Here is a 19,180-nt window from a genome sequence, read left to right on the forward strand (position 1 = left end):
TGCTTATTGAATGGCCTCTCGGCCGACCTCGACCGTCCCGTCGGATGCCAGGCCGAAGCGGATGTGCCGGCGCCATTCGGCGTCGTCCGTCTTCGGATGGTCGCGACGTTGGTGCGCCCCGCGGCTCTCCTCGCGGAGCAGCGCGGCGCGGACGATGAGGTCGCCGATCAGCGTCATGTTCCGGGCCGAGCGGGCGACGAGCGCGGCGTCGAGATCGTGTGTGGCGAGGTCGGCGCTCGCCTTGCGCAGCGCGTCGAGCCTCGGCAGGGCGGCTTCGAGCGCCGGCCCCTCGCGATAAAGGCCCGCGACCTCGCTCATCGTGCGGCGAAGATCGGCCTTGATCGCCTCGCCGTCCGTGCCGCGTCCGTCGCCATGGAGCGCGTCGAGCGCGGTCGTCACCGATGCGGCCGACAGCGGCGGCGCATCGTTTGCCCCGCTCGCCGCCGCGGCGGCTCGGCCGACGAGCCACCCCATCGCCATCGTCTCCCCACCGCCATTGCCGGCGAGACGGCTCGCGCCGTGGATGCCGCCGGAGGCCTCGCCGCAGGCGAAGAGGCCGGGAACGCCCGTCGCGCCCGTCTCGGTGATGAAGACGCCGCCCATCTCGCTGTGCGCCGCGGGGCGCACGCGGGGGCAGTCGGTCGCCGGATCGAGGCCCGAAGCGCGCAAGCGTTTGCAATGGTTGACGTAGGATTCGAGCGTCGCCGACGGGAGAACCGTCGTGTCGAGCTTCACCGTGCCGTCGGGAAAGCCGCGCCCCTCGTCGATCTCCTGCTGGATGCACAGCGACATGCGGGCCTTCTCGATCCGCTTCTCGCCATGTTCCGGGTTGTAGCGGAACATAAAGCGCTCGCCCTCGGCGTTGAGAAGCGGCGCGCCGTCGCCGAGCATCGCCGTCGGCATCTCCATCCCGCGCGCCCCGTCCGGATGGACGGTGACGAGCGGCTCGAACTGCACGAACTCCATGTCGATCAGCGACGCGCCGGCTTCGAGCGCAAGCGCATAGGCGTCGGCCGCGACGTCCACCGGATAGGTGCTGTCGTCATAGAGGCGGCCGATGCCGCCCATCGCGAGCACAACCGTTTTCGCTTCGATGACGAGAAACGCGCCCCGCTTCGCGTCGACGAGGAGCGCGCCGACCACCGCCTCCCCCTCTTTGAGGAGGGACAGGACGCGATGCCCGGTGATCGTGTCGATCCCGATCTCCGGCGCGCGGCGCGCGAGCGTGTCGATCACCGCGCGGCCGACGCCTTCGGGGACGTAGACCGAGCGCGGATAGGTGTTGCCGGACAGATGGCGCTGGGCGAACCGATCGCCGTTCTTGGTGAACGGGACGCCGAGCCGCACGAGATCCTCGAACGAGGCGACCGCGCCGTAAGCGAGCGCCTCGACGAGGCGGCGATCGTTGATGTGATAGCCGCCCTCGATCATGTCCTCGGCGTAGATCGCGGGGCTGTCCTTCGGATCGACCGCGCCCAGCGGGACGTTGGCGCCGATCACATAGGGCGAGGCCCCGCGGGCGAGATAGGCGTGGACGACCCGCGCCCCCGCCTCCCGCGCCGCGACCGCCGCCCGGCAACCGGCGATGCCGCCACCGAGGACGAGCACGTCGGTCGCCATGCGCTCCGGCGCGGCGCCGTTCCAGGTCGCTGCCGTCACGTCGTCGCTCCTTCGGTCTCTGCCTCATCGAAAGGCGCGAGGACCGGCGAGGGCGGCAGCGGCACCGCCCCCAGCATGAAGCGGCTGCCGATCGCGAGCCCGATCGCACCGAGGCCGATGAGATCGGTCATGAGCCCCGCCTTGATCAGCATGAACGCGCCGATGCCGAGGAGCACCCGCTCATGGATGCGGGCGATCGAGGAGAACAGGTAACCCTGCACTGTCGCAGCCAGCGACAGGATGCCGATCAGCGCCGAGAGGCCGGCGAGGATGATCTGCGGCAGCGGCCCCTGCATGATGAGCGCCGGGTTGTAGACCCACAGGAAGGGCAGGATGAACCCGGCGAGGGCCAATCGGAAGGCGATCACCCCTGTTCGTGTTGGATCCGCCCCGGCTAATCCCGCCCCCGCATAGGCGGCGATCGCCACCGGCGGCGTCACGTTCGCCATCACGCCGAAATAGAGGACGAAGAGGTGCGCGGCCATCGGCTCGACGCCGAGCTTGACCATCGCCGGAACGACGAGACTGGCGAGCACGACATAGACCGCGGACGTCGGCAGCCCCATCCCGAGGATGATCGACACGCCCATGGTGAGGAAGAGGAGCACCATGAGATTGCCGCCCGAGAAGTCGATCAGGAGGCCGGAGAGGCGCAGCGCGAGGCCCGTCAGCATCAAGATGCCGATGGTGATGCCGGCGGCCGCACACGCCGCGGCAACCTCGAGCATCGAGAGCCCGCCTTCCTTGAGCGCGCCGACGATGCGGTTGACGCCCATCCGCGTGTTGGCACGCAGCCAGCTCGCGAGGATCACCGCGATGGTCGCGAAGAAGGCGGCCTTGATCGGGGTATAGCGGACGATGACGAGGAGATAGATCAGAAGGACGAGCGGCGCGATGAGGTGCCAGCCCTTCTTGAAGATCTTCCAGGCGCTCGGAAGCTGCTTACGCGGAATCCCCTTGATCGACTGACGCGCGACCTGGAAGTCCACCATCGCGAAGAGGGCGACGAAATAGAGGACGGCCGGGAGCGCGGCGGCGGTGAGGATCTCCGAATAGGGCCGCCCCATGACCTCCACCATGATGAAGGCGGCGGCGCCCATCACCGGCGGCATCAGCTGCCCGCCCGAGGACGCCGTCGCCTCGACGGCGCCCGCGAAGGCCGGGCGCAGACCCGCGCGCTTCATGATGGGAATGGTGAACGTCCCGGTCGCGACCGTGTTGGCGACGGCGCTGCCGTTGATGGTGCCCATCAACGCGCTGCCGAGGATCGCGACCTTGGCCGGCCCGCCCCGGAACCAGGCGAGCGCGGCATAGCTCCAGTCGATGAAGAATTTACCGGCGCCCGAGACGTTCAGGAACGCAGCGAAGACGATGAAGATGGCGACATAGGTGGCCGACACCTGCAAAGGCGTGCCGGCGATGCCGTTGGTCGTCAGATAAAGGGTCGCCGACACGCGTTCGAGATTGAACCCGCGATGGGCGATGATCATCGGCAGATGCGGGCCGACAAAGGCGTAGACGATGAAGATGGACGACAGGAGCGGCAACGCCCAGCCGACCATGCGGCGCGCCGATTCCAGCACGAGGAACGTCGCGATCACGCCGAGGACGACCGCGACTTCGGTGGGATCACCCGCACCGCGGCGCGCGATGTCGAGGAAGTTGACCACCGGATAGACGGAGACGACGACCGACGCGACCACGAGGGGCGCATCGATAAACCAGCGAAGACGCCGGAAACGCGATTCCTCAGAGACGATAGGGCGCGTCAGGAAGATCAACGCCATCGCAAAGCCGAGATGGACGTAGACCTGTTGGAGGGTCGAAAGCGTTCCGCGGAAGCTGGTTGTCAAGTGGAAGAGCGAGAAGGCCATGGCGATGAGCGTTACGCCCACCGCCACACCGCTCATTCCACGCAGCCGATCGCGAAGCGTCAGGGCCTCGTGAGCGGTTGCCATTTAGAGAAGCCCCTGCTCCTTGAGATAGGCTTCCGCGCCCGGATGGAACGGAATGACGCCCTCGATGCCGCGCGCGGCGTTTTCCTTGTTCCAATCGGCACCCAGCGCATGGGTGTCGGCGAGATCCTCGTGGTTCTCGAGCAGCGCCTTCGTGATCGCGTACGCGGCCTCGTCGCTGAGGTCGTTGTTCGCGACCATGATCGTGATGACACCGAAGGAGCCGGGCTGATCCTCAGCGTGCCCCTTATAGAGACCGCCGGGAATGGCGACGCGCGCCCAATAGGGACGTTCGGCGATCAGCTCGTCGAGAACCTCGGGATCGGGGTTGATGAAGACGACATTTTCGCCCTCGGTCGAGGTGATGTCCGTCACCGCCGCCGTCGGGAAGGAGGAGATGATGAGCGCGGCGTCGATATTGCCGTCACGCAGCGCACCCGGCCCGTCGCCGTGGCCGATATATTCCGGGGTCCAGTCCTCGCCCATCTTGAGGCCGTGCGCCTCGATGATGGTCTGACCGATATCGTTGCCGATCGACCCGGCCGCACCGAGCGAGATCCGCTTGCCCTTGAGGTCGGCGATCGATTCGATGCCGGAGTTCTTCAGGGCGTAGAGCTGCCAGTAGATGCCGTGACCAGACAGAAGGCCGGAGAAATTCTGGATCTTCTCGTCGAACGGATCTTCGCCATTATAGGCCTTGAAGGCCTCGGCGTTGGTCGCGTACGCGAGCTCGACCTGACCATTTTTCATCAGGTTGAGATTGTCGTTCGTGCCGCCGGTCACTTCCGCGGTGATCTGCAGCGCCGGATAGGCCCGCGAGATGATGGCGGCCATCGCGCCGCCAAGCGGATACCAGGTGCCGCCGACACTCGACGTGCCGAGCGACATGAACTGTTGCTCGGGGTCCGCCATTTGCGCGTTCGCGCGGTCGCCGGAGGCGACGAACATCGCGGCACCGAGCGCGACGCACCCCGCAACGCGGACAAAATTTGTCAGCATTTTCACTACGCTTTCCTCCCATGATTTAGCGTCTTCGAGCGCAATTCGAGCATGGTTTCTGCCACGCTTCGATAGGGAGGCTAGATCAGCGTTTGGCTTTGGTCAAACGATGTTGCCAATAAATTTTACCAATTGAGACAGTTTGGACGGGGCTCGGTCGCCCGCCAGGCGTCGCGTCGCGTGCCGCGAAGGGCCGCCGCACCGCCTATGATTGCCGCGATCCACGGCGCGGGCGGTGGTTTCCACCCTCGGCCGACACGCGTTTCCGCCAGAGCCGGCGCGGATAAGGACGCCGATCACCGGGATCGTCGCACCGATTGCCGTTCAAGTCAGCTATTATTTGTAAAAAGTTGTACAACTTCCATCGAGGCGATCAGACGTTGTCGTCGATCGCCTCGATTTTTATGGCGGTCCGAACCGCCGATCCGCGCCTCCGCCGATATGTGTGGCGGCGGCGCGTCACCGTATCAGGAGGCGAGCCGCTCGGCCTTGGCGAGCGTCGCCTGGGCGCGGGCGATCATCGGCTTGTCGATCATCCGGCCGTCGAGGCGCGCGGCGCCCTTTCCTTCCGCCCAGGCCGCTTCCATCGCGGCGATGGTGCGGCGTGCGAGATCGACCTCCGCCTCGTCCGGCGCGAAGGCGGCGTTGAGGATCGGAACCATGCCGGGATGCACGCAGGTCGCCCCGTCGAAGCCGAAGCGGACCGAGCGACGCGCGACCTCGACCGACGCCGCCTCGTCGGCGATCGCCGCGATCGAATCGAGGAGGCCAAGCGCCAGGATGCCGGCCGCCTTCGCCGCGAATGCGACCTGCAATTTCGGATGCATCAGCGTCTCGCCGGAGGGCGTGAAGCCGCATTCGGTGGCGATGTCTTCGCTGCCGAGGAGGAGGGCGACATTGCGCGGCGTCGCCTTGGCGATGGCGCGGGCCTCGAAGAGCGAATCGGGCGTTTCGAGAAGCGGCAGGAACATCGTGGAGCCGGGCGTCATCCCCGCCTCGTCTTCGAGCTCCGACACCATCGCGTCGAGCGCCTGGAGCGCCCCCGCCGTCTCGGTCTTCGGCACGAGGATCCCCGACACGCCCGGCCGGATCGCCGCCTCGAGATCGCGCACGGCGAGCCGGAGCGGCGCGTTGATCCGCACCAGAAGATCGCACGGCGCGTCCTTCAAATGCTCGACCGCGGCGATCATCGCGCCGCGCGCCTCCTCCTTCTGCGCCGGGGGCACGCTGTCCTCGAGATCGAGGATCACCGCGTCCGCGCCGCGCTGACCGGCCTTGCCGGTGAAGCGTTCGTTGTTCGCGGGTACATAGAGAAGCGAGCGCCAGAAGGGGAGCGTTCGGTGGGTCATGAGGCCTCCGCCACCAGGCCGGACGCGACGGCGCCGGCGATTTCGTCGTCATTCATCCCCGCCTCGGCGAGGATGTCGCGGGTGTGCTCGCCGAGCTTGGGCGCGGCGAAGCGCAACGGCGCGGGCGTCTCCGATAGGCGCGGAATCGGAGCGTGGACCGGAATGCGGCCCATCTCCTCGTCCGGCACCTCCACGATGATGCCGCGCTCGTGGAAATGCGGATCGGCCGCAATGTCCTTCGCGTCAAGTATCGGGGCAACCGTGATCGACGCTTTGCCGAAAATTTCGAGAACCTCCGCCCGGTCATGCTGGAGGATCCAACCGCCGACGACACGGTCGACCTCGCCGCGATGCTGGACGCGCGCCGCATTTGTCGCGAACCGCGGATCGGCGAGCATGTCCTCGCGGCCGATCGCCTTGAACACCCGCTCGGCCATACGTTGCATCGAGGCAGAGAGGGCGACGAACTCATTGTCCAGCGTGCGATAGACATTGCGCGGCGAGGAGGTGTGCGAGCCGTTGCCGACGCGGGGTTTGACGGTGTTCGTCAGCTTGAAGTCCGCCGCCTCGGGGCCGAGCACCGAGACGATCGGCTCGAGGAGCGACAGGTCGATGATCTGCCCCGTCCCGGTCGACGCGCGGGCATGCAGCGCGGTCATGATGCCGAAGGCGCCGTAAAGGCCCGCGATCATGTCGGCGAGCGCGAGCGGCGGGAGGAGCGGGTCGCCGCCCTCCTCCCCGTTGCGCGCCGCGAAGCCGGACATCGCCTCCACCAGCGTGCCGAACCCCGGACGCTGGCCATAGGGCCCGGTCTGCCCGAAGCCCGACACGCGCAGAACCACGAGACCGGGCGCCGCCGCCTGCAACGCCTTGGGGTCGAGCCCCATCTCCTCCATCGTGCCGGGGCGGAAATTCTCGATCAGGACGTCGGCCGACAGGATCAGCTTGCGCAGGATCGCGACCGCGCCCTCGCCGCGAAAGTCGAGCGCCAGAGAGCGCTTGTTGCGGCAATAGGTCTTCCAGAAGGTCGTAACGTTCGCCCGGCGCCAGGCGCGCAGCGGATCACCGTCCGGCAACGGCTCGACCTTGACGACATCGGCGCCATGGTCGGCGAGCTGCAGCGAGGTCATGTTGCCCGCGACGAGACGCGAGAGGTCCACCACGCGGATCCCAGCGAGCGGCCCCGCCGCGGCGGGGTCGAAATCGCGCTGTTGCCAATCCATCGCTTCGCTCATGCGGCGAGGTCGCTGTCGGCGACGTCCTTCACCGCCTCGCGGGAGAAGAGGGTCGTCGCCTCGGGGGGAATGCGCACCCGCGCCTCCTTCGCATCGATCGGCCGGTCGGTCTGGATCCGCAGCGCGAGATCGCCGGACGTCACCTCGTACTGATAGGCCGCGCCGAGATAGGACGAATGACCGATCGTGACGGGGATCGTGTTCTCCCCCGATTCGTCGACGAGCGCGATCCGCTCCGGCCGCACCGCGACGACGACGTCCGCGCTGGTCGTCGGCGCCATGGTGGTGCGAATCATCGCGCCGTTCGCGAGGCGGACGGTCGCCCCGTCCTCGGTCCGCTCGGTGACGGTGCCTTCGAGGAAGTTCGAGGAGCCGATAAAGTCGGCGACGAAGGCGTCCTTCGGGTGCTCGTAGATCTCGCGCGGGGCGCCGACCTGGCGCATCTTGCCCATGCTCATCACGACGATGCGGTCGGAGACGGCGAGCGCCTCGGACTGATCGTGCGTCACGTAGATGGTGGTGACGTTGAGCCGCTCCTGAAGCTCGCGCAGCCACACCCGCGCCCGCTCGCGCAGCTTCGCATCGAGGTTCGACAGCGGCTCGTCGAGAAGGAGGAGGCTCGGCCGGTAGACGAGCGCGCGAGCAAGCGCGACGCGCTGTTGCTGCCCGCCCGACAGCTCGAACGGGTAGCGCTCGGCGTATGGCGTCATTTCGACGAGATCGAGCGCCTCGCCGATCGCCTTGTCCCGATCCGCCCGGTTCACCCGGCGAAGCTGGAGCGGAAAGGCGAGATTCTCCGCCACCGTCTTGTGCGGCCACAGCGCGTAGCTCTGGAAGACGAGGCCGATATTGCGCCGCTCGGTCGGCACGGTCGTCTTGGCGCTGCCGTCGAAGAAAACCCGATCGCCGAGCGCGATGTGGCCGGACGTCGGCTGATTGAGACCGGCGATGGCGAACAAGGTCGTCGACTTGCCGCAACCCGACGGGCCGAGCAGCGTCAGGAACTCCCCCTTCGGGATGGTGAGCGAAACGTCGTCCACCGCGGTCACGTCGCCATAGACGATAGAGAGGTTCTGGAGAACGAGGTCAGCCATAGATCTTGGCTCCCAGTGCGCGGCGCGCGAGGAAAACGAACACGGCCGTGATGACGACCTGGATGGTGGCGAGCGCGGAGACGGGGCCGTTGTCGCCCTGGGCCCACAATTGCAGCATCGTGGTGCCGATGATTTCCGAGCCCGGCTGATAGAGGAACACGGCGGTCACGTATTCCTTGAAGAAGTGGATGAAGAGCAGCGCGAAGCTCGAGAACAGCGCCGGCTTCAGCAAAGGCAGGATGATCCGCGTCACCGTCGACCACCAGTCCGCGCCGGAGACGCGGGCGCCACGGTCGAGCTCGTCGCCGATCTGGGCGAGCGCCGGCGCGATCGCACCGAATCCGACCGGGATATAGCGCACGACGAACGCGAGGATCAGCACGACCACCGTCCCGCGGATCGCGTCCATCCCCGGCACCCAGATCACCGCATAGAAGAAGCCGAGACCGGCGATGATGCCGGGCAGCGAACGCGGGAAGAGCGCGACATATTCGAGGGCGCGGCCGAAGAAAAACTCCGACCGCCGCGCGATCAACGTGATGATGGCGACGAGCGCCGTGCCGACCACGCCGCCCACGAGGGCGACCACCACCGAGTTGACGATCGATCGCACATAGGTCGTGTTCGACAGGATCATCTCGAAGTGCTGCAGCGTCAGCACCTTCCAGATCGGGAGAAGCGGCGTCAGGAACGTCACGCTCGCGCGCAGGAAGATGCCGAAAAAGACCGAAATGATGGTGAGGAACACGTAGGCGAAGAGGACGAGGAACGCGATCCACCGCCACCCGCCGAGATCGATGGTCGACGGCCGGCTCGCCTTGCCGCGCACCGTGACGAAGCGGCCGGAGCCCTTCATCAGATACCCCTGGAGCCAAACGAGCCCGGCGACGAGGATGAGGAGGATGAGCGCCGCCGCGCCGACGATGCCATAGTCCGGCTTCACCGCGGCCTGGATGCCCTTTTCATAAAGGAAGCTCGTGATGGTGTTGATCCCGTTCGGGGCGCCGAACAGCAGCGGAATCGACAGCATTTCGATGCCGACGACGAAATTGAGGACCGCCGAATAAATGATCGCGGGCCGCATCATCGGCACCGTGACGCTCCACAGCGCCCGGAACGGACCGGCGCCCGAGACGCGCGCCGCATCCTCGAGCTGGGCGTCCGCCTTGGTGACCGCGCCGAGACACATGAGGTAGGCGAGCGGCGCCTGGGAGAGCCCGGCGACGATGCTCATCCCGACCAGCGAATAAAGATCCCACGGGACGAACCCCGTGTGGGTGCGCATCAGGAGCGTGTAGTAGCCGGATGGGCCGTACATCGTGAACCAGCCGAAGGCGATCACGAGGTGGCTGACGAAGAGCGGCCAGATCAGCAGTTCGCCCATCCACTTGCGCCCCGGCACGTTGGTGCGCCCGATGACGATGGCGGCGACGGCGCCGAACACCTGCGCCACCACCGTCGTGATGACAGCGAAGACGATGGTGTTGAACGCAATGCGGCCGATCCCCTCCTCCGTCAGCAGACGGACGAAGTTTTGCAGCGTGAGCGTCGAGCCGGTCTCGTAAAGCGGCCGGTCGATGAAGGCCTGCGCCACGATGGGGGCGATCGGGCCGATGACGAGCACCGTCGTCAGGATCGCCACGCCCCACATGATGAGACGAGAGCGATCGACGAGCGGCGCCGACGGAGCGTCGAGAGGAACGGACATGCGTTGGCCTTGTGGTGATTGCGCCACGAAGGGCGGGCACGCGACCCGCCCCGCGATGGATCACTTGCCGGCGAGGGCGTTCGTGAACTTCTGCGCGAACGGCGCGGCGTCTTCGATCAGCGCCTTGTCGAAACCGACGCGGATGACGTTCTCGTCGCCCACCTCGTCGACGATCTCCTGGTAGGTGTAGCGCACCGCCTCCGGGTCGACATCGTCGCGATAGGGCACGACGCCGCCTTCACCGAGGAGCGTCTGACCCTCCTGGCTCAGCACGAAATCGAAGAAGAGCTTGGCCGAGTTCGGGTTCGCGACATTCTGCGGGATGCCCATGCCGCGCAGCATCAGCGGCGTGCCGTCGTCGGGGAAGGCGAAGCCGAGAATTTCACCGCCGGCCTGCTCGAGGCGCGGGAAGATCGTGATGCCGGAGATGTTGTAGCCGGCAACATATTCGCCGGTGGTGATCTTCTCGTTCATCGCCCCGCCCGAGGTCTCGCCCCGGATCATCGGACCGATCGAGGTGAGCTGCTTCCAGCCCTCATCGCCCTTCGCCTTGAGGACGTAATACCAGGCCGCGAGGCCGAAGGAGTTGCGCGCCGCGTCATAGGTCGTGAGGCGGCCATTGAAGGTACCGGGATCGGCCAAAGCGAGATCGACCAGCGAGGTGAAGCCCGTCGGCCGCTGATCGTCCGACAGCAGCGCGGCGTTGTAGACGATGACCAGCGGATCGGTGGAAAGCACTGTCACGCCCGGATAGGGCTTGGCGAAGTCCGGCAGGTTGTCGAATTCGGGGCTTTGATAGTCGAGCATCCGGCCGTCGATGCCGTAGCTCGCCCAGCGATCGTTCGCGCCGGAGACGAGAAGGTCAGCCGAACGCGAGCCCGAACCCTCTTCCGCTTCCCAGCGCGAATGGACGGTGCCCGAACCGAGATCGAGCGTCTCGACACCGATCCAGGGATATTTCGCCTCGAAGCCGTCAACGACCGGGCCCCAGTTGTTTTCCGCCATGTTGGAATAGATGACGAGGCCGTTTTCCTGGCGCGAGCCTTCGATGAGGTCGCCATAATTGTCGGGATAATAATCCGGCACGTCGGGGGTCTGGGCCGAAGCGGCGCCGGCCGCGAACGTCAGCGACGCGATCGCGGTCGCGGCGATCAGATGACCGAATTTCATTGTCGTCCTCCCAATGGTTGTTTGTGGTTGGCTTGGCGACGGGCGAGGGTTTCGCTCGCACGCCGCGCCGCATCGACGGCAGCCTTGACGCTGCGGTCGAGATGCGCGGTGAACCGATCGCGCGGACCGGAAATGTTGATGGCGGCGACGATGGCGCCGTCATGGCCGCGGATCGGCGCGGCGCAGCCCGCCGCCCCCTCGACGCGGCCGACGAGATTGACGGCATAGCCGTCCGCCCGCGCCTGGTGGATTTTCGCGCGGACCGTATCGGGATCATCGCCAAAGGCCGGAACGCTCGCGAGATAGACCTCGAGCGCAGCGTCGGAGAGGCCGGCGAGGAGGATCATCCCGCTCGCGACTTGATGCGGGATCCGGTCGCCCGAGATGTCTCGATCGTAGCGGATTTCACGCTGGGGCAAGAGCTTGACGAGATAGTGCACGCGCTGCTCGGGCGTCAGCACGGCGACGAAGCCGCTCTCCTGTGCGACCGAGACCGCGTCTGCGAGCAACGGCTCTGCGATGCGCAGGATCGTCGCCCAGGCGACGCCGTGATTTGCCGTATCCCCCGGCGTTCGGACGAGGCGATAGCGGCCATCCTCGCGGGCGACATAGGCGCGATCGACCAGAATACGCAGGAGAAGGAGCGTGCTGCTCTTCGGAATGTCGAGCCGGGACGCGGCCTCGTTCAGCCCGACCGGAGCCGTCTGCTCCGCCAGCCATTCGACGAGATCAAGGATGCGCTCGGCGCCGCGTCCGCTCAACGTTCCCTCCACGCCCTGTTGTTCAATATTTTGAACAGGTTCTTTATTTTGGATGAGGTTAGATCGCGCTTCGCCGGACTGTCAAATGATGGTTTCGGCGACGCGTCCGCGACCGCCTCGCCGTGAGGGCGCGCCACGAAAAAGCCCGCCGCCTCCTTGGAGACGACGGGCCCGTTCGGGATCGGAGCGCCGCGCTGTGGCGGCGTCGGTGGGTGGTGGTCAGCGGCGGCCGAAGTGGCCCCCGCCGCCGCCAAAGCGGCCACCACCGCCGAAGCCGCCACCGCGCTCGAAGCCACCGCCGCGCTCCATGCCGCCGCCGCCGAGACCACCGCGGTCGAAGCCGCCACCCTCGAAGCCACCGCGATCGAAGGCGTGCTGTTGCATCATGCGCTGATTGCCGAGATCGCGCGTGCGTGCGTCCCGCTGGATCTGCGACGGCACGCGGGCGGCCGGATGGTCCGCGCCGGCGGCGGCGTTGGGCCGGCGCTGCGGGGCGTTGGCCGGCCGGTTGGCGATGGCGGGCCGATCGGCATTGGCGGGCCGATTGGCGTTGGCGGGCCGGTTGTTGTCGCCGAGGGGCCTCAGATCGCCTTGCGCGGGCCGGTCGACATTGGACCAGCCATTGCGCCCGAAGCTCTGCCACCCGTCGCCGGTGTTACGGTAGACCTTCCCGTCGCGGCCGGCATAGACGTTGCCGCCGGCGCCTTCGCCGGCGAAGCCGCGATCGCCGCTGCCGCGGGCCCAACGCACGCCGGCGCCGCCAGCGTCGTTGGCGCCGCCGCTGACGCGCGCCCAATCCGAGCCGCGACGCACGCCCGCCGTGCCCCACGAGCCGTAGACGTCGTGGCCGCCGCGCGCGAACGCGCCGGTGTTGGTGCGGGGATTATAAGCGGAGACGAAGCCGCGCTCGCCGGCCGGTCCATAAGCGGTCGCGCCGCGCACATAGCGGCCGGTCGCCGGGTCGTAGCCCGCGCCCGCCTCGATCCCGCGATAGGGGCCGTAGGCGTAGCCATAGCGCCCATAGACGCCGCGAACCGGGTTGTAATAGGCGCCCATCCCGAACGTCACCGGGCGGGGATAGTAGCCGGGCCACCGATAGCCGCCATAGAGCGGACCCCAATAAGGCGGATAGCGCCAGCCGGTCCCGTAAACATAGGTGTCCCAGGCGAGATAGCCGCCGAGATAGCCCATCGTATAACCGAACCAGACCGCATCCGGCTCGGTCTCGTAGACGCGCACATAGGTCACGTTATAGACGGGCGAGCTCGGCGGGATCGTGTAGATCACCTCCGGCACCTCGGTGACGACCGTGAACGGCCCGGTCGGCGCGTCGCCGACGAACCACACGCCCTGCTGCAGGACATAATAGCGGCCGTCGACATCGATCACCTGATCGTTGGTGTTGACCGCATAGGACATCGACGTCCCTTCGATCGGCTGGAACTGCGGATCGCCGCCATAGGTGACCTTCGCGGCGACGGCCCCGGTCTCGACGCGTGCGGTGTGCGGGATGCTGGCCTTCAGCCGCGCCTCGGCGCTCTCCGATGTGCCGGGCACCGCATAGCGAACGCTGTAATAAGGCGTGTCGGCGGGGATCTTCCGGAAGTCGTCGGGCAGGTTCGGCGTCGCGAAGGTCCACGGCCCGTCGAGCGAGGCGGCGCTGAACCAGCGGCCGGACAGGAGCACGTACCAGGTGCTGTTCGCCGTATCGAAAAAGACGTCGCTCTCGGTGTTCGAGACCCATTCGAGGCTCGTATCCGGGACGGCTTCCTTCTTGGGCTCGCCATCGAAGACGATCAACTCGGCCGGCGTGTCGGAATAGAACACCTTCGGCGTCGCTCCGTCGAACGGCTTGGGCGGCATCGCGGCGCGCGCGTCCTTCCAATTGTCGCCATCGAGGTTCGAGAAGGCATCGGGCAGCGTGGTGACGACGGTCCAGTCGCCGTCGAGTGCCTTGGCGCTCATCCACGAGGAGTCATCGCGCAGATAATAGACCTCGTCCGAGGTCGTCTGCAGAATGTCCCAGTTGGTGTTGACGACGAATTGCACCCCGTCGACATTCTCGACCGGCGCGAGGGTCGCCTTCCCGTCGGTCTGGACGAGGATCGCCGGCACGTCGGTATGGAAGATCGGCGGCGCGTCCGCTTGCAGGCCATCGACGTTGGCGACGCGCTTGGCTTCCGCGAGGCTCGCCGTCACGCGCGATTCGGAAACGGTGATCGGGCCGGTGGGCAGCAGCTTGCCGACATCGACGGACAGCGTCGAAAGATCCTGCCGGTCGAGCGCGGAGAAGTTGAGCTCCGTCACCGTCACGTTCGAGATGACCACTTCGTTGGTCGAATCGTCGGCGGTGGTGTCGCCCTGAATGCCGATCACGCCAAAGACCGGGTTATCGCCCGCGGCCTTGGCATATTCGACGGCAACCAGACCCTTGATGGTCTTGAAGTCGTCCCACTCGGTGAACTGCGGCTGGTAGACGACAATGCGCCCGCCGCTCGACGTGGTGAAGGCGCGCGGCCAGGCGTTCTTGTCCGCCTCGGCCTGCAGATATTGCCCGGCGACGAAGCCCGTTTGGCCGCTGAACGTCACCGAACACCAACTGCCCGACGCATCGCAGCTCCCGAGATCGACCGAGCTGCCACCCGGAATCGTCGTCTCCACCGCGGTGTCGGTGCTTGGGCCACTGCGCAAATGGACATTGGCGGTGGTCGTTGCCGGCGACGCCATCACGGGCGTTCCGGCCATGATGACGGCGAATGCCGCCGCAATGACTCTGTTCACATGGTCCTCCCCGCCGACGTCGCGACGCCTTGTCGATCAGCAGTGTCGACGCGTCGTTACCCGCGTCTCGTGGCCGGCCACCCTGCTTCAAAGCGGGTTGGCCGGCACCACTCTAATGCAGATTGACAGACGCTCGCCACGCATCCCTCGACCGCCGGCGATCAAATGAATGCGGGGCGGCGCGCTTGACGCCGCTCGGCGCCGCCGTCACGGTCGCGCGCCGATCGTGGGGGATGAAGGAATCGAGATGGCCGGGGCGCCTTCGACGACCGAAAATCCGGTGGAAAGCCCGTGCACGCGTGTGTGTCAGATCCATCCGGTGCACCGGACCTGCATCGGCTGCGGGCGCACGGGAGAGGAAATCGCGTTGTGGTCGGGCGCGAGCGAGGCGGAGCGGCGCGCTATCCTCGCGCGCCTGCCCGATCGCCTCGCCGCCTTGCGCTGAGGGCCTAAGCCCCCGCTCGAAGCGCCGTCAGGCGCGGGAGCCTCGCAATACGCGGGCGAGGAAGATGAGAAGACACGCCCCCAGAACGCCCGTGATGAGATAGGCCACCCAGCCGACCCCGAGAGACACGCCGAGCGCCGCGAGAATCGCGTTGAGCACGACCGCGCCGACGATGCCGAGAATAATATTCATGAGGAGCCCCATATCGCTCTTCATGGCCTTTTCCGCGATCCAGCCGGCCAAGCCGCCGACGATGATCGCAGTGATCCAGCCGACACCATTCACGTCCATAGATCTTCTCCTTTCGGGATCTGCCGTCCCGTTCGCAAATTGGGCGGTACCCGAAATCGACAAGATCCTCAGTGCGATTCAGCGTGAATCATCTTCACCCGGTCCGTCGCCACGGGCGCGGGCCCGGCGCGCGGCGACGCGCTTCTCGCGGATCAGCGCGAGCCGATCGAGAAGGGCGCGATCCTCCTCGTCGTTGCGATCGTGGGTCGCGAAGGCCTCGGGCCGCTGCTTCGGATGGTCGAATTTCTTCGGATCGTCCGCTCCGGCATTGGCCGAGCCGCGCGTCTGCTTGACGAGAAATTCGGCCCGCGATTTCACGTAATAGTGGTTGAGCTGCGCAACGCTCCAGTCCACCCGGTCCGACAGTCCGGTCGACGGGAAGGTCTGCGCCGCGCCCGAAGGGCTGACATAGCGGCCGATTGCGGGCGCCTCCGCGCCGTCCGCCAGCGCCGCCTCGTGCGAGCGAAAGACGCCGGTGTGCACCTCCATCCGCACGAGATCCCTGGCGCGCGCGATCGTCTTCACATGGCGATTCGGCCCGAAATCGGCGGTGGACGCCATGACGAAGCGCTCTGTCACGGGCCGCTCGTCCCGTTCCGCGAGGCCGGCGGAGCCGAAACAGCGCCAGTTCACGCCGATCGCCTCCGCCTCCTCCGGGATCGTCGCGAGCCAGGCGCCGACGGATTCGTGGCGATGGAGGACGAGGAACTCGTCGGCGTCGAAGAAGGCGATCCAGTCGGTCTTTGCGCGCCGCGCGGCGTTTCGATAGGCCGAGCGCTGCGGCGAGCCGTTCGGCCGATCCGGCCAGTCGACCACATGGAGCCATGGCTTTTCGGCCCAGCGATCGAGGAGCGCGCGAGTCCCGTCGGTGCTGCCATTGTCGTAGACGAGGAAGCGGTTGACGCCGAGAAGGCGGTGCAGCCCGATCCATTCGTCGAGATAATGCGCTTCGTTCTTCACGATCGCGACAAGCGTGATCGTGGGATGCGGCGCTCCGGCCATACGCGTGCGGTTCCTTGCATCAAACTGCGCCGAGGATGCGAGTTTCGCCAAACTCCCGCCCGGCCGCAATCGATCTGCCGGCGACGCCACGACCGCATTTGGTCGCAACCGGAACGAAAAGAGCCCCTCGCCGGGCAGTTGCCGGCAAGGGGCTCCGTTGTTCGGGTGACGGGCGGCGGCCCGCCCGTGTCCTCGTTAGATCCCGAGGCTGAGGCCGTCGAGCCCGCTGAGAAGGCTGTCGTGGAGGAAGTGATCCTCCGTCACGTCGGCATAGAGCAGCCCCTTCACGACGACCGTGCCCTTGCCGTCCACGCCGGCCGCCGGAAGCGTCGGCGCAGTGCCTTCGATCTCCGACAGGTCGATGACCAGCCAACCCGTTCCAGCCTGCGCGCTGAGCGCCGGCTTGAGGTTGGCCTCATAGTCGAACGGCGCCATGAAGCCGAAGAAGGCCGACACGTCGATCTTGTCGTGCGCCTGCTGGAAGCCCTCGATGATGTCGTTGCCGATCTTGACCCGCGGGCCGTTGCCCCCCTGGAGGAGGAACGTGTCCGCACCGGGCCCGCCGCGCAGGACGTCGTCACCGAGGCCGGCGACGAGGATGTCATCGCCGCGACCACCGCTCAGCGTGTCGTTGCCGGTGTCGCCGAACAGGATGTCGTCGCCATTGCCGCCGATCACCTGATCGCTGCCGGAGCCGCCATAGATCAGGTCGTTGCCGTTGCCGCCACGCATCGTGTCGTTGCCGGCGCCGCCGATCATGATGTCGTCGCCGCTGCCGCCGTCCATCAGGTCGGCGAGGCCGCCGAAATAGTCGACGATCCCGATCGCGCCGGTGAGCGCGCCCATCAGGGCCTCGATGCTGCCGGGATCGAGCGTGCCCGCCAGATCCTCGGAGTTGAGGAGCTGCTCGACCATCGGGAGCAGGAAGTCGCCGAGCGGCCCGTCGGTGATGAAGTCACCGACCATGATGTCGATGCCGTCGCCGCCATACATCTTGTCGCGGCCGACACCGCCGACCATGAAGTCTTCGCCCTTGTTGCCGTGCATGACGTCGTTGCCGGCCATGCCGAACAGCAGGTCTTCCCCGTCGCCGCCGAAGATCCGGTCGTTGCCGCCGAAGATGCCGAAGCCGAGAAGATCGGCGAAGACGACGTCGTCTTCCTCGTTGCCGATGATGAGATCCCCGGCCGCGCCGCCGATCAGAAGGTCCTCACGCGGCGTTCCGGTCAGCACGGTCGTGCTGAAGGGCGAGCCGAACTGCTTGGCGCCGTCGACGCCGAGAATCGCGCCGAGCGGGCCTTCCGGGTCGGTGTTGTAGGGATCGGCCGAGCCGATGATGAGATCGGTCGGGGCGGCGCCCTGGTCGAGCGGCACCGGGAGGCCGGTCTCGCCGTCCATGGCGATGGGGACGAGCTTGCGGATGCCGTAGGCCTCGGAGCCGAACGAATACGGGCCGCCGGGCGAATCGACTTCCTTGATCACCGGCTCGCCGTTCGCATCGTGCGTGATCGAAAGGAGGTGGGCCTGCTGTTCGAGATCGCCGATATAGAGCACGCCGTCGACGACCGCCGCCTGCCAGGTGTAGGTCGCGCCGAAATCGGGATACGTGTCCGGCAGTTCGGTCGCGAACCCGTCGGTCGTCACGACCTCCCAGCTGTCCGTGTCGTCCGGGGTCTTGGTGCGGTAGAGGCTCGCGCCCGGAACGCCGCCATTGAACAGGCCGTAATTGACGCTACCGACGTAGAACCAGCCCTCATACTCGATGAGCTGCATCACGCCCTGGTCGTCGATGAAGTCGCCCTCGGGCATGTTGGGCGTCACGTTGGTGATCGTTTCGCCGTCGATCTTGTAGAGCGAATAGGGGAACCAGGTGCCGACATAGATGCTGTCGCCGACCTGCACCGCTTCCGACACGGCCGAGGCGTAATTGTCGCCTTCGAGGCGCGCCACGAACTCCCACTCGCCATCTTCGCGATAGTACCAGAGCTCGGCACCCTTCTCGGCATTTTCCGTGCCGACGAGAAGCGCCTGCTCTCCCTCGTCGCCATAATCGACGACGCTGAGCGAGCGGATCGAGCGCGTGCCTTCGCTGTCGAGCGGGCCGCCCGTCAGAAGGTCCCAGTCCTCGCCATTCTCGGAATAGACGATCTTGGCTTCGTTATCGCCGGCGTTGACGATGTTGTAGATCAGCGACGTCGACGAGCTGAAGAACAGCTTTCCATCGAAGCTGACCGCGTCACGCAGGCCGAGATCCTCGTCATCGAGGATGCCGTTTGACGATTTGGCGTCGAGCACCATCGTCCACGTGTCGGACTCGAAATCATATTTCCAGATTTCCGGACCATCACTGCGGATGGTATTCGGCAAATCTTGGGTCAAGAAATCTTGCAGCTTATCGCGATCGGCGAACAGGTCGATAAAGTTGACGGCGCCGGTGCTCGTCAGACCACCGATGCGAAGACCGAGACCGATCTGCCCCAGGAGGTCCGTTTTCCCGTTGAGGGTGCCGACATAAAGGTCGGGAATTTCGTCGCCATCAGGACCGCCATAAAGCGTCGCGGACCATGTGTATTTATTGAGTGGATTACCAAATCCAGGCTCTTTGGTGAGCTCGGTCAGGCCGTCCTGAGAATTATAAATGAATACTTGCGTTCCAAGATCTTCAGCCACACCACTGTACGGACCAAAGGGGCCCGCCCCCGCAAAATCTATATCGCTGAATTATCAGAAA

At 66.3% G+C, this 19,180-nt stretch carries 14 protein-coding genes; 1 reads left to right on the forward strand and 13 read right to left on the reverse strand.

What is annotated here, in order from left to right; genetic code table 11:
* Positions 1–3: 3 nt before the first annotated feature.
* The 10 genes from L1787_RS10545 to L1787_RS10590 all read right to left on the reverse strand — a co-directional run bounded on the left by L1787_RS10545 (position 4) and on the right by L1787_RS10590 (position 14,711).
* Positions 4–1,659, reverse strand: a complete 1,656-nt coding sequence (locus tag L1787_RS10545) for an FAD-binding protein (protein ID WP_235708782.1) — start codon at positions 1,657–1,659, stop codon at positions 4–6.
* Positions 1,656–3,617, reverse strand: coding sequence for a TRAP transporter permease (locus L1787_RS10550; RefSeq protein ID WP_235708783.1), 1,962 nt, complete (start codon positions 3,615–3,617; stop codon positions 1,656–1,658). Before L1787_RS10550 ends, L1787_RS10545 begins: the two co-directional genes overlap by 4 nt.
* The gene (locus L1787_RS10555; RefSeq protein WP_235708784.1) at positions 3,618–4,613 is read right to left on the reverse strand and encodes a TAXI family TRAP transporter solute-binding subunit; all 996 of its coding nucleotides are present in this window, start codon (positions 4,611–4,613) and stop codon (positions 3,618–3,620) included.
* 467 nt (positions 4,614–5,080) lie between these two features.
* Entirely contained in the window at positions 5,081–5,962 is an 882-nt protein-coding gene (locus tag L1787_RS10560) for an HpcH/HpaI aldolase/citrate lyase family protein (RefSeq protein WP_235708785.1), read from the reverse strand.
* Complete coding sequence (locus tag L1787_RS10565; RefSeq protein ID WP_235708786.1) at positions 5,959–7,197, reverse strand: CaiB/BaiF CoA transferase family protein; 1,239 nt, start codon at positions 7,195–7,197, stop codon at positions 5,959–5,961. The genes L1787_RS10560 and L1787_RS10565 overlap by 4 nt, the downstream gene beginning before the upstream one ends.
* On the reverse strand, positions 7,194–8,291 hold the full coding sequence (locus L1787_RS10570) for an ABC transporter ATP-binding protein (RefSeq protein ID WP_235708787.1): 1,098 nt from the start codon (positions 8,289–8,291) through the stop codon (positions 7,194–7,196). The genes L1787_RS10565 and L1787_RS10570 overlap by 4 nt, the downstream gene beginning before the upstream one ends.
* On the reverse strand, positions 8,284–9,999 hold the full coding sequence (locus L1787_RS10575; protein WP_235708788.1) for an ABC transporter permease: 1,716 nt from the start codon (positions 9,997–9,999) through the stop codon (positions 8,284–8,286). The genes L1787_RS10570 and L1787_RS10575 overlap by 8 nt, the downstream gene beginning before the upstream one ends.
* A gap of 60 nt (positions 10,000–10,059) precedes the next feature.
* The gene (locus tag L1787_RS10580; RefSeq protein ID WP_235708789.1) at positions 10,060–11,169 is read right to left on the reverse strand and encodes an ABC transporter substrate-binding protein; all 1,110 of its coding nucleotides are present in this window, start codon (positions 11,167–11,169) and stop codon (positions 10,060–10,062) included.
* Positions 11,166–11,930 carry an IclR family transcriptional regulator gene (locus L1787_RS10585; protein WP_235708790.1) on the reverse strand — a complete coding sequence of 255 codons (765 nt, stop codon included), beginning with the start codon at positions 11,928–11,930 and terminating at the stop codon, positions 11,166–11,168. The genes L1787_RS10580 and L1787_RS10585 overlap by 4 nt, the downstream gene beginning before the upstream one ends.
* A 219-nt stretch (positions 11,931–12,149) precedes the next feature.
* A complete protein-coding gene (locus L1787_RS10590) occupies positions 12,150–14,711 on the reverse strand; it encodes an SH3 domain-containing protein (protein WP_235708791.1) in 2,562 nt (853 codons plus the stop codon).
* A 247-nt stretch (positions 14,712–14,958) separates the two neighbouring features.
* Between L1787_RS10590 and L1787_RS10595 the strand changes: the two genes are divergently transcribed.
* Complete coding sequence (locus L1787_RS10595; RefSeq protein WP_235708792.1) at positions 14,959–15,156, forward strand: DUF1289 domain-containing protein; 198 nt, start codon at positions 14,959–14,961, stop codon at positions 15,154–15,156.
* A 27-nt stretch (positions 15,157–15,183) separates the two neighbouring features.
* Here L1787_RS10595 and L1787_RS10600 read toward each other — a convergent pair whose 3' ends face one another.
* The 3 genes from L1787_RS10600 to L1787_RS26020 form a co-directional block, all read right to left on the reverse strand.
* The gene (locus L1787_RS10600) at positions 15,184–15,447 is read right to left on the reverse strand and encodes a GlsB/YeaQ/YmgE family stress response membrane protein (RefSeq protein WP_235708793.1); all 264 of its coding nucleotides are present in this window, start codon (positions 15,445–15,447) and stop codon (positions 15,184–15,186) included.
* 78 nt (positions 15,448–15,525) lie between these two features.
* Complete coding sequence (locus L1787_RS10605; RefSeq protein WP_235708794.1) at positions 15,526–16,449, reverse strand: glycosyltransferase family 2 protein; 924 nt, start codon at positions 16,447–16,449, stop codon at positions 15,526–15,528.
* A gap of 195 nt (positions 16,450–16,644) precedes the next feature.
* A complete protein-coding gene (locus L1787_RS26020; protein WP_235708795.1) occupies positions 16,645–19,119 on the reverse strand; it encodes a calcium-binding protein in 2,475 nt (824 codons plus the stop codon).
* Positions 19,120–19,180: the final 61 nt, after the last annotated feature.

The organism is Acuticoccus kalidii, assembly GCF_021556395.1.
In the GTDB taxonomy this organism is placed as follows: domain Bacteria; phylum Pseudomonadota; class Alphaproteobacteria; order Rhizobiales; family Amorphaceae; genus Acuticoccus; species Acuticoccus kalidii.

Excerpts from the sequence above, each read along its gene's own strand:
- L1787_RS10550 (WP_235708783.1), bottom strand. The coding sequence starts at position 3,617 with ATGGCAACCGCTCACGAGGCCCTGACGCTTCGCGATCGGCTGCGTGGA.
- L1787_RS10555 (WP_235708784.1), bottom strand. The coding sequence starts at position 4,613 with ATGCTGACAAATTTTGTCCGCGTTGCGGGGTGCGTCGCGCTCGGTGCC.
- L1787_RS10560 (WP_235708785.1), bottom strand. The coding sequence starts at position 5,962 with ATGACCCACCGAACGCTCCCCTTCTGGCGCTCGCTTCTCTATGTACCC.
- L1787_RS10565 (WP_235708786.1), bottom strand. The coding sequence starts at position 7,197 with ATGAGCGAAGCGATGGATTGGCAACAGCGCGATTTCGACCCCGCCGCG.
- L1787_RS10570 (WP_235708787.1), bottom strand. The coding sequence starts at position 8,291 with ATGGCTGACCTCGTTCTCCAGAACCTCTCTATCGTCTATGGCGACGTG.
- L1787_RS10575 (WP_235708788.1), bottom strand. The coding sequence starts at position 9,999 with ATGTCCGTTCCTCTCGACGCTCCGTCGGCGCCGCTCGTCGATCGCTCT.
- L1787_RS10580 (WP_235708789.1), bottom strand. The coding sequence starts at position 11,169 with ATGAAATTCGGTCATCTGATCGCCGCGACCGCGATCGCGTCGCTGACG.
- L1787_RS10595 (WP_235708792.1), top strand. The coding sequence starts at position 14,959 with ATGGCCGGGGCGCCTTCGACGACCGAAAATCCGGTGGAAAGCCCGTGC.
- L1787_RS10600 (WP_235708793.1), bottom strand. The coding sequence starts at position 15,447 with ATGGACGTGAATGGTGTCGGCTGGATCACTGCGATCATCGTCGGCGGC.
- L1787_RS10605 (WP_235708794.1), bottom strand. The coding sequence starts at position 16,449 with ATGGCCGGAGCGCCGCATCCCACGATCACGCTTGTCGCGATCGTGAAG.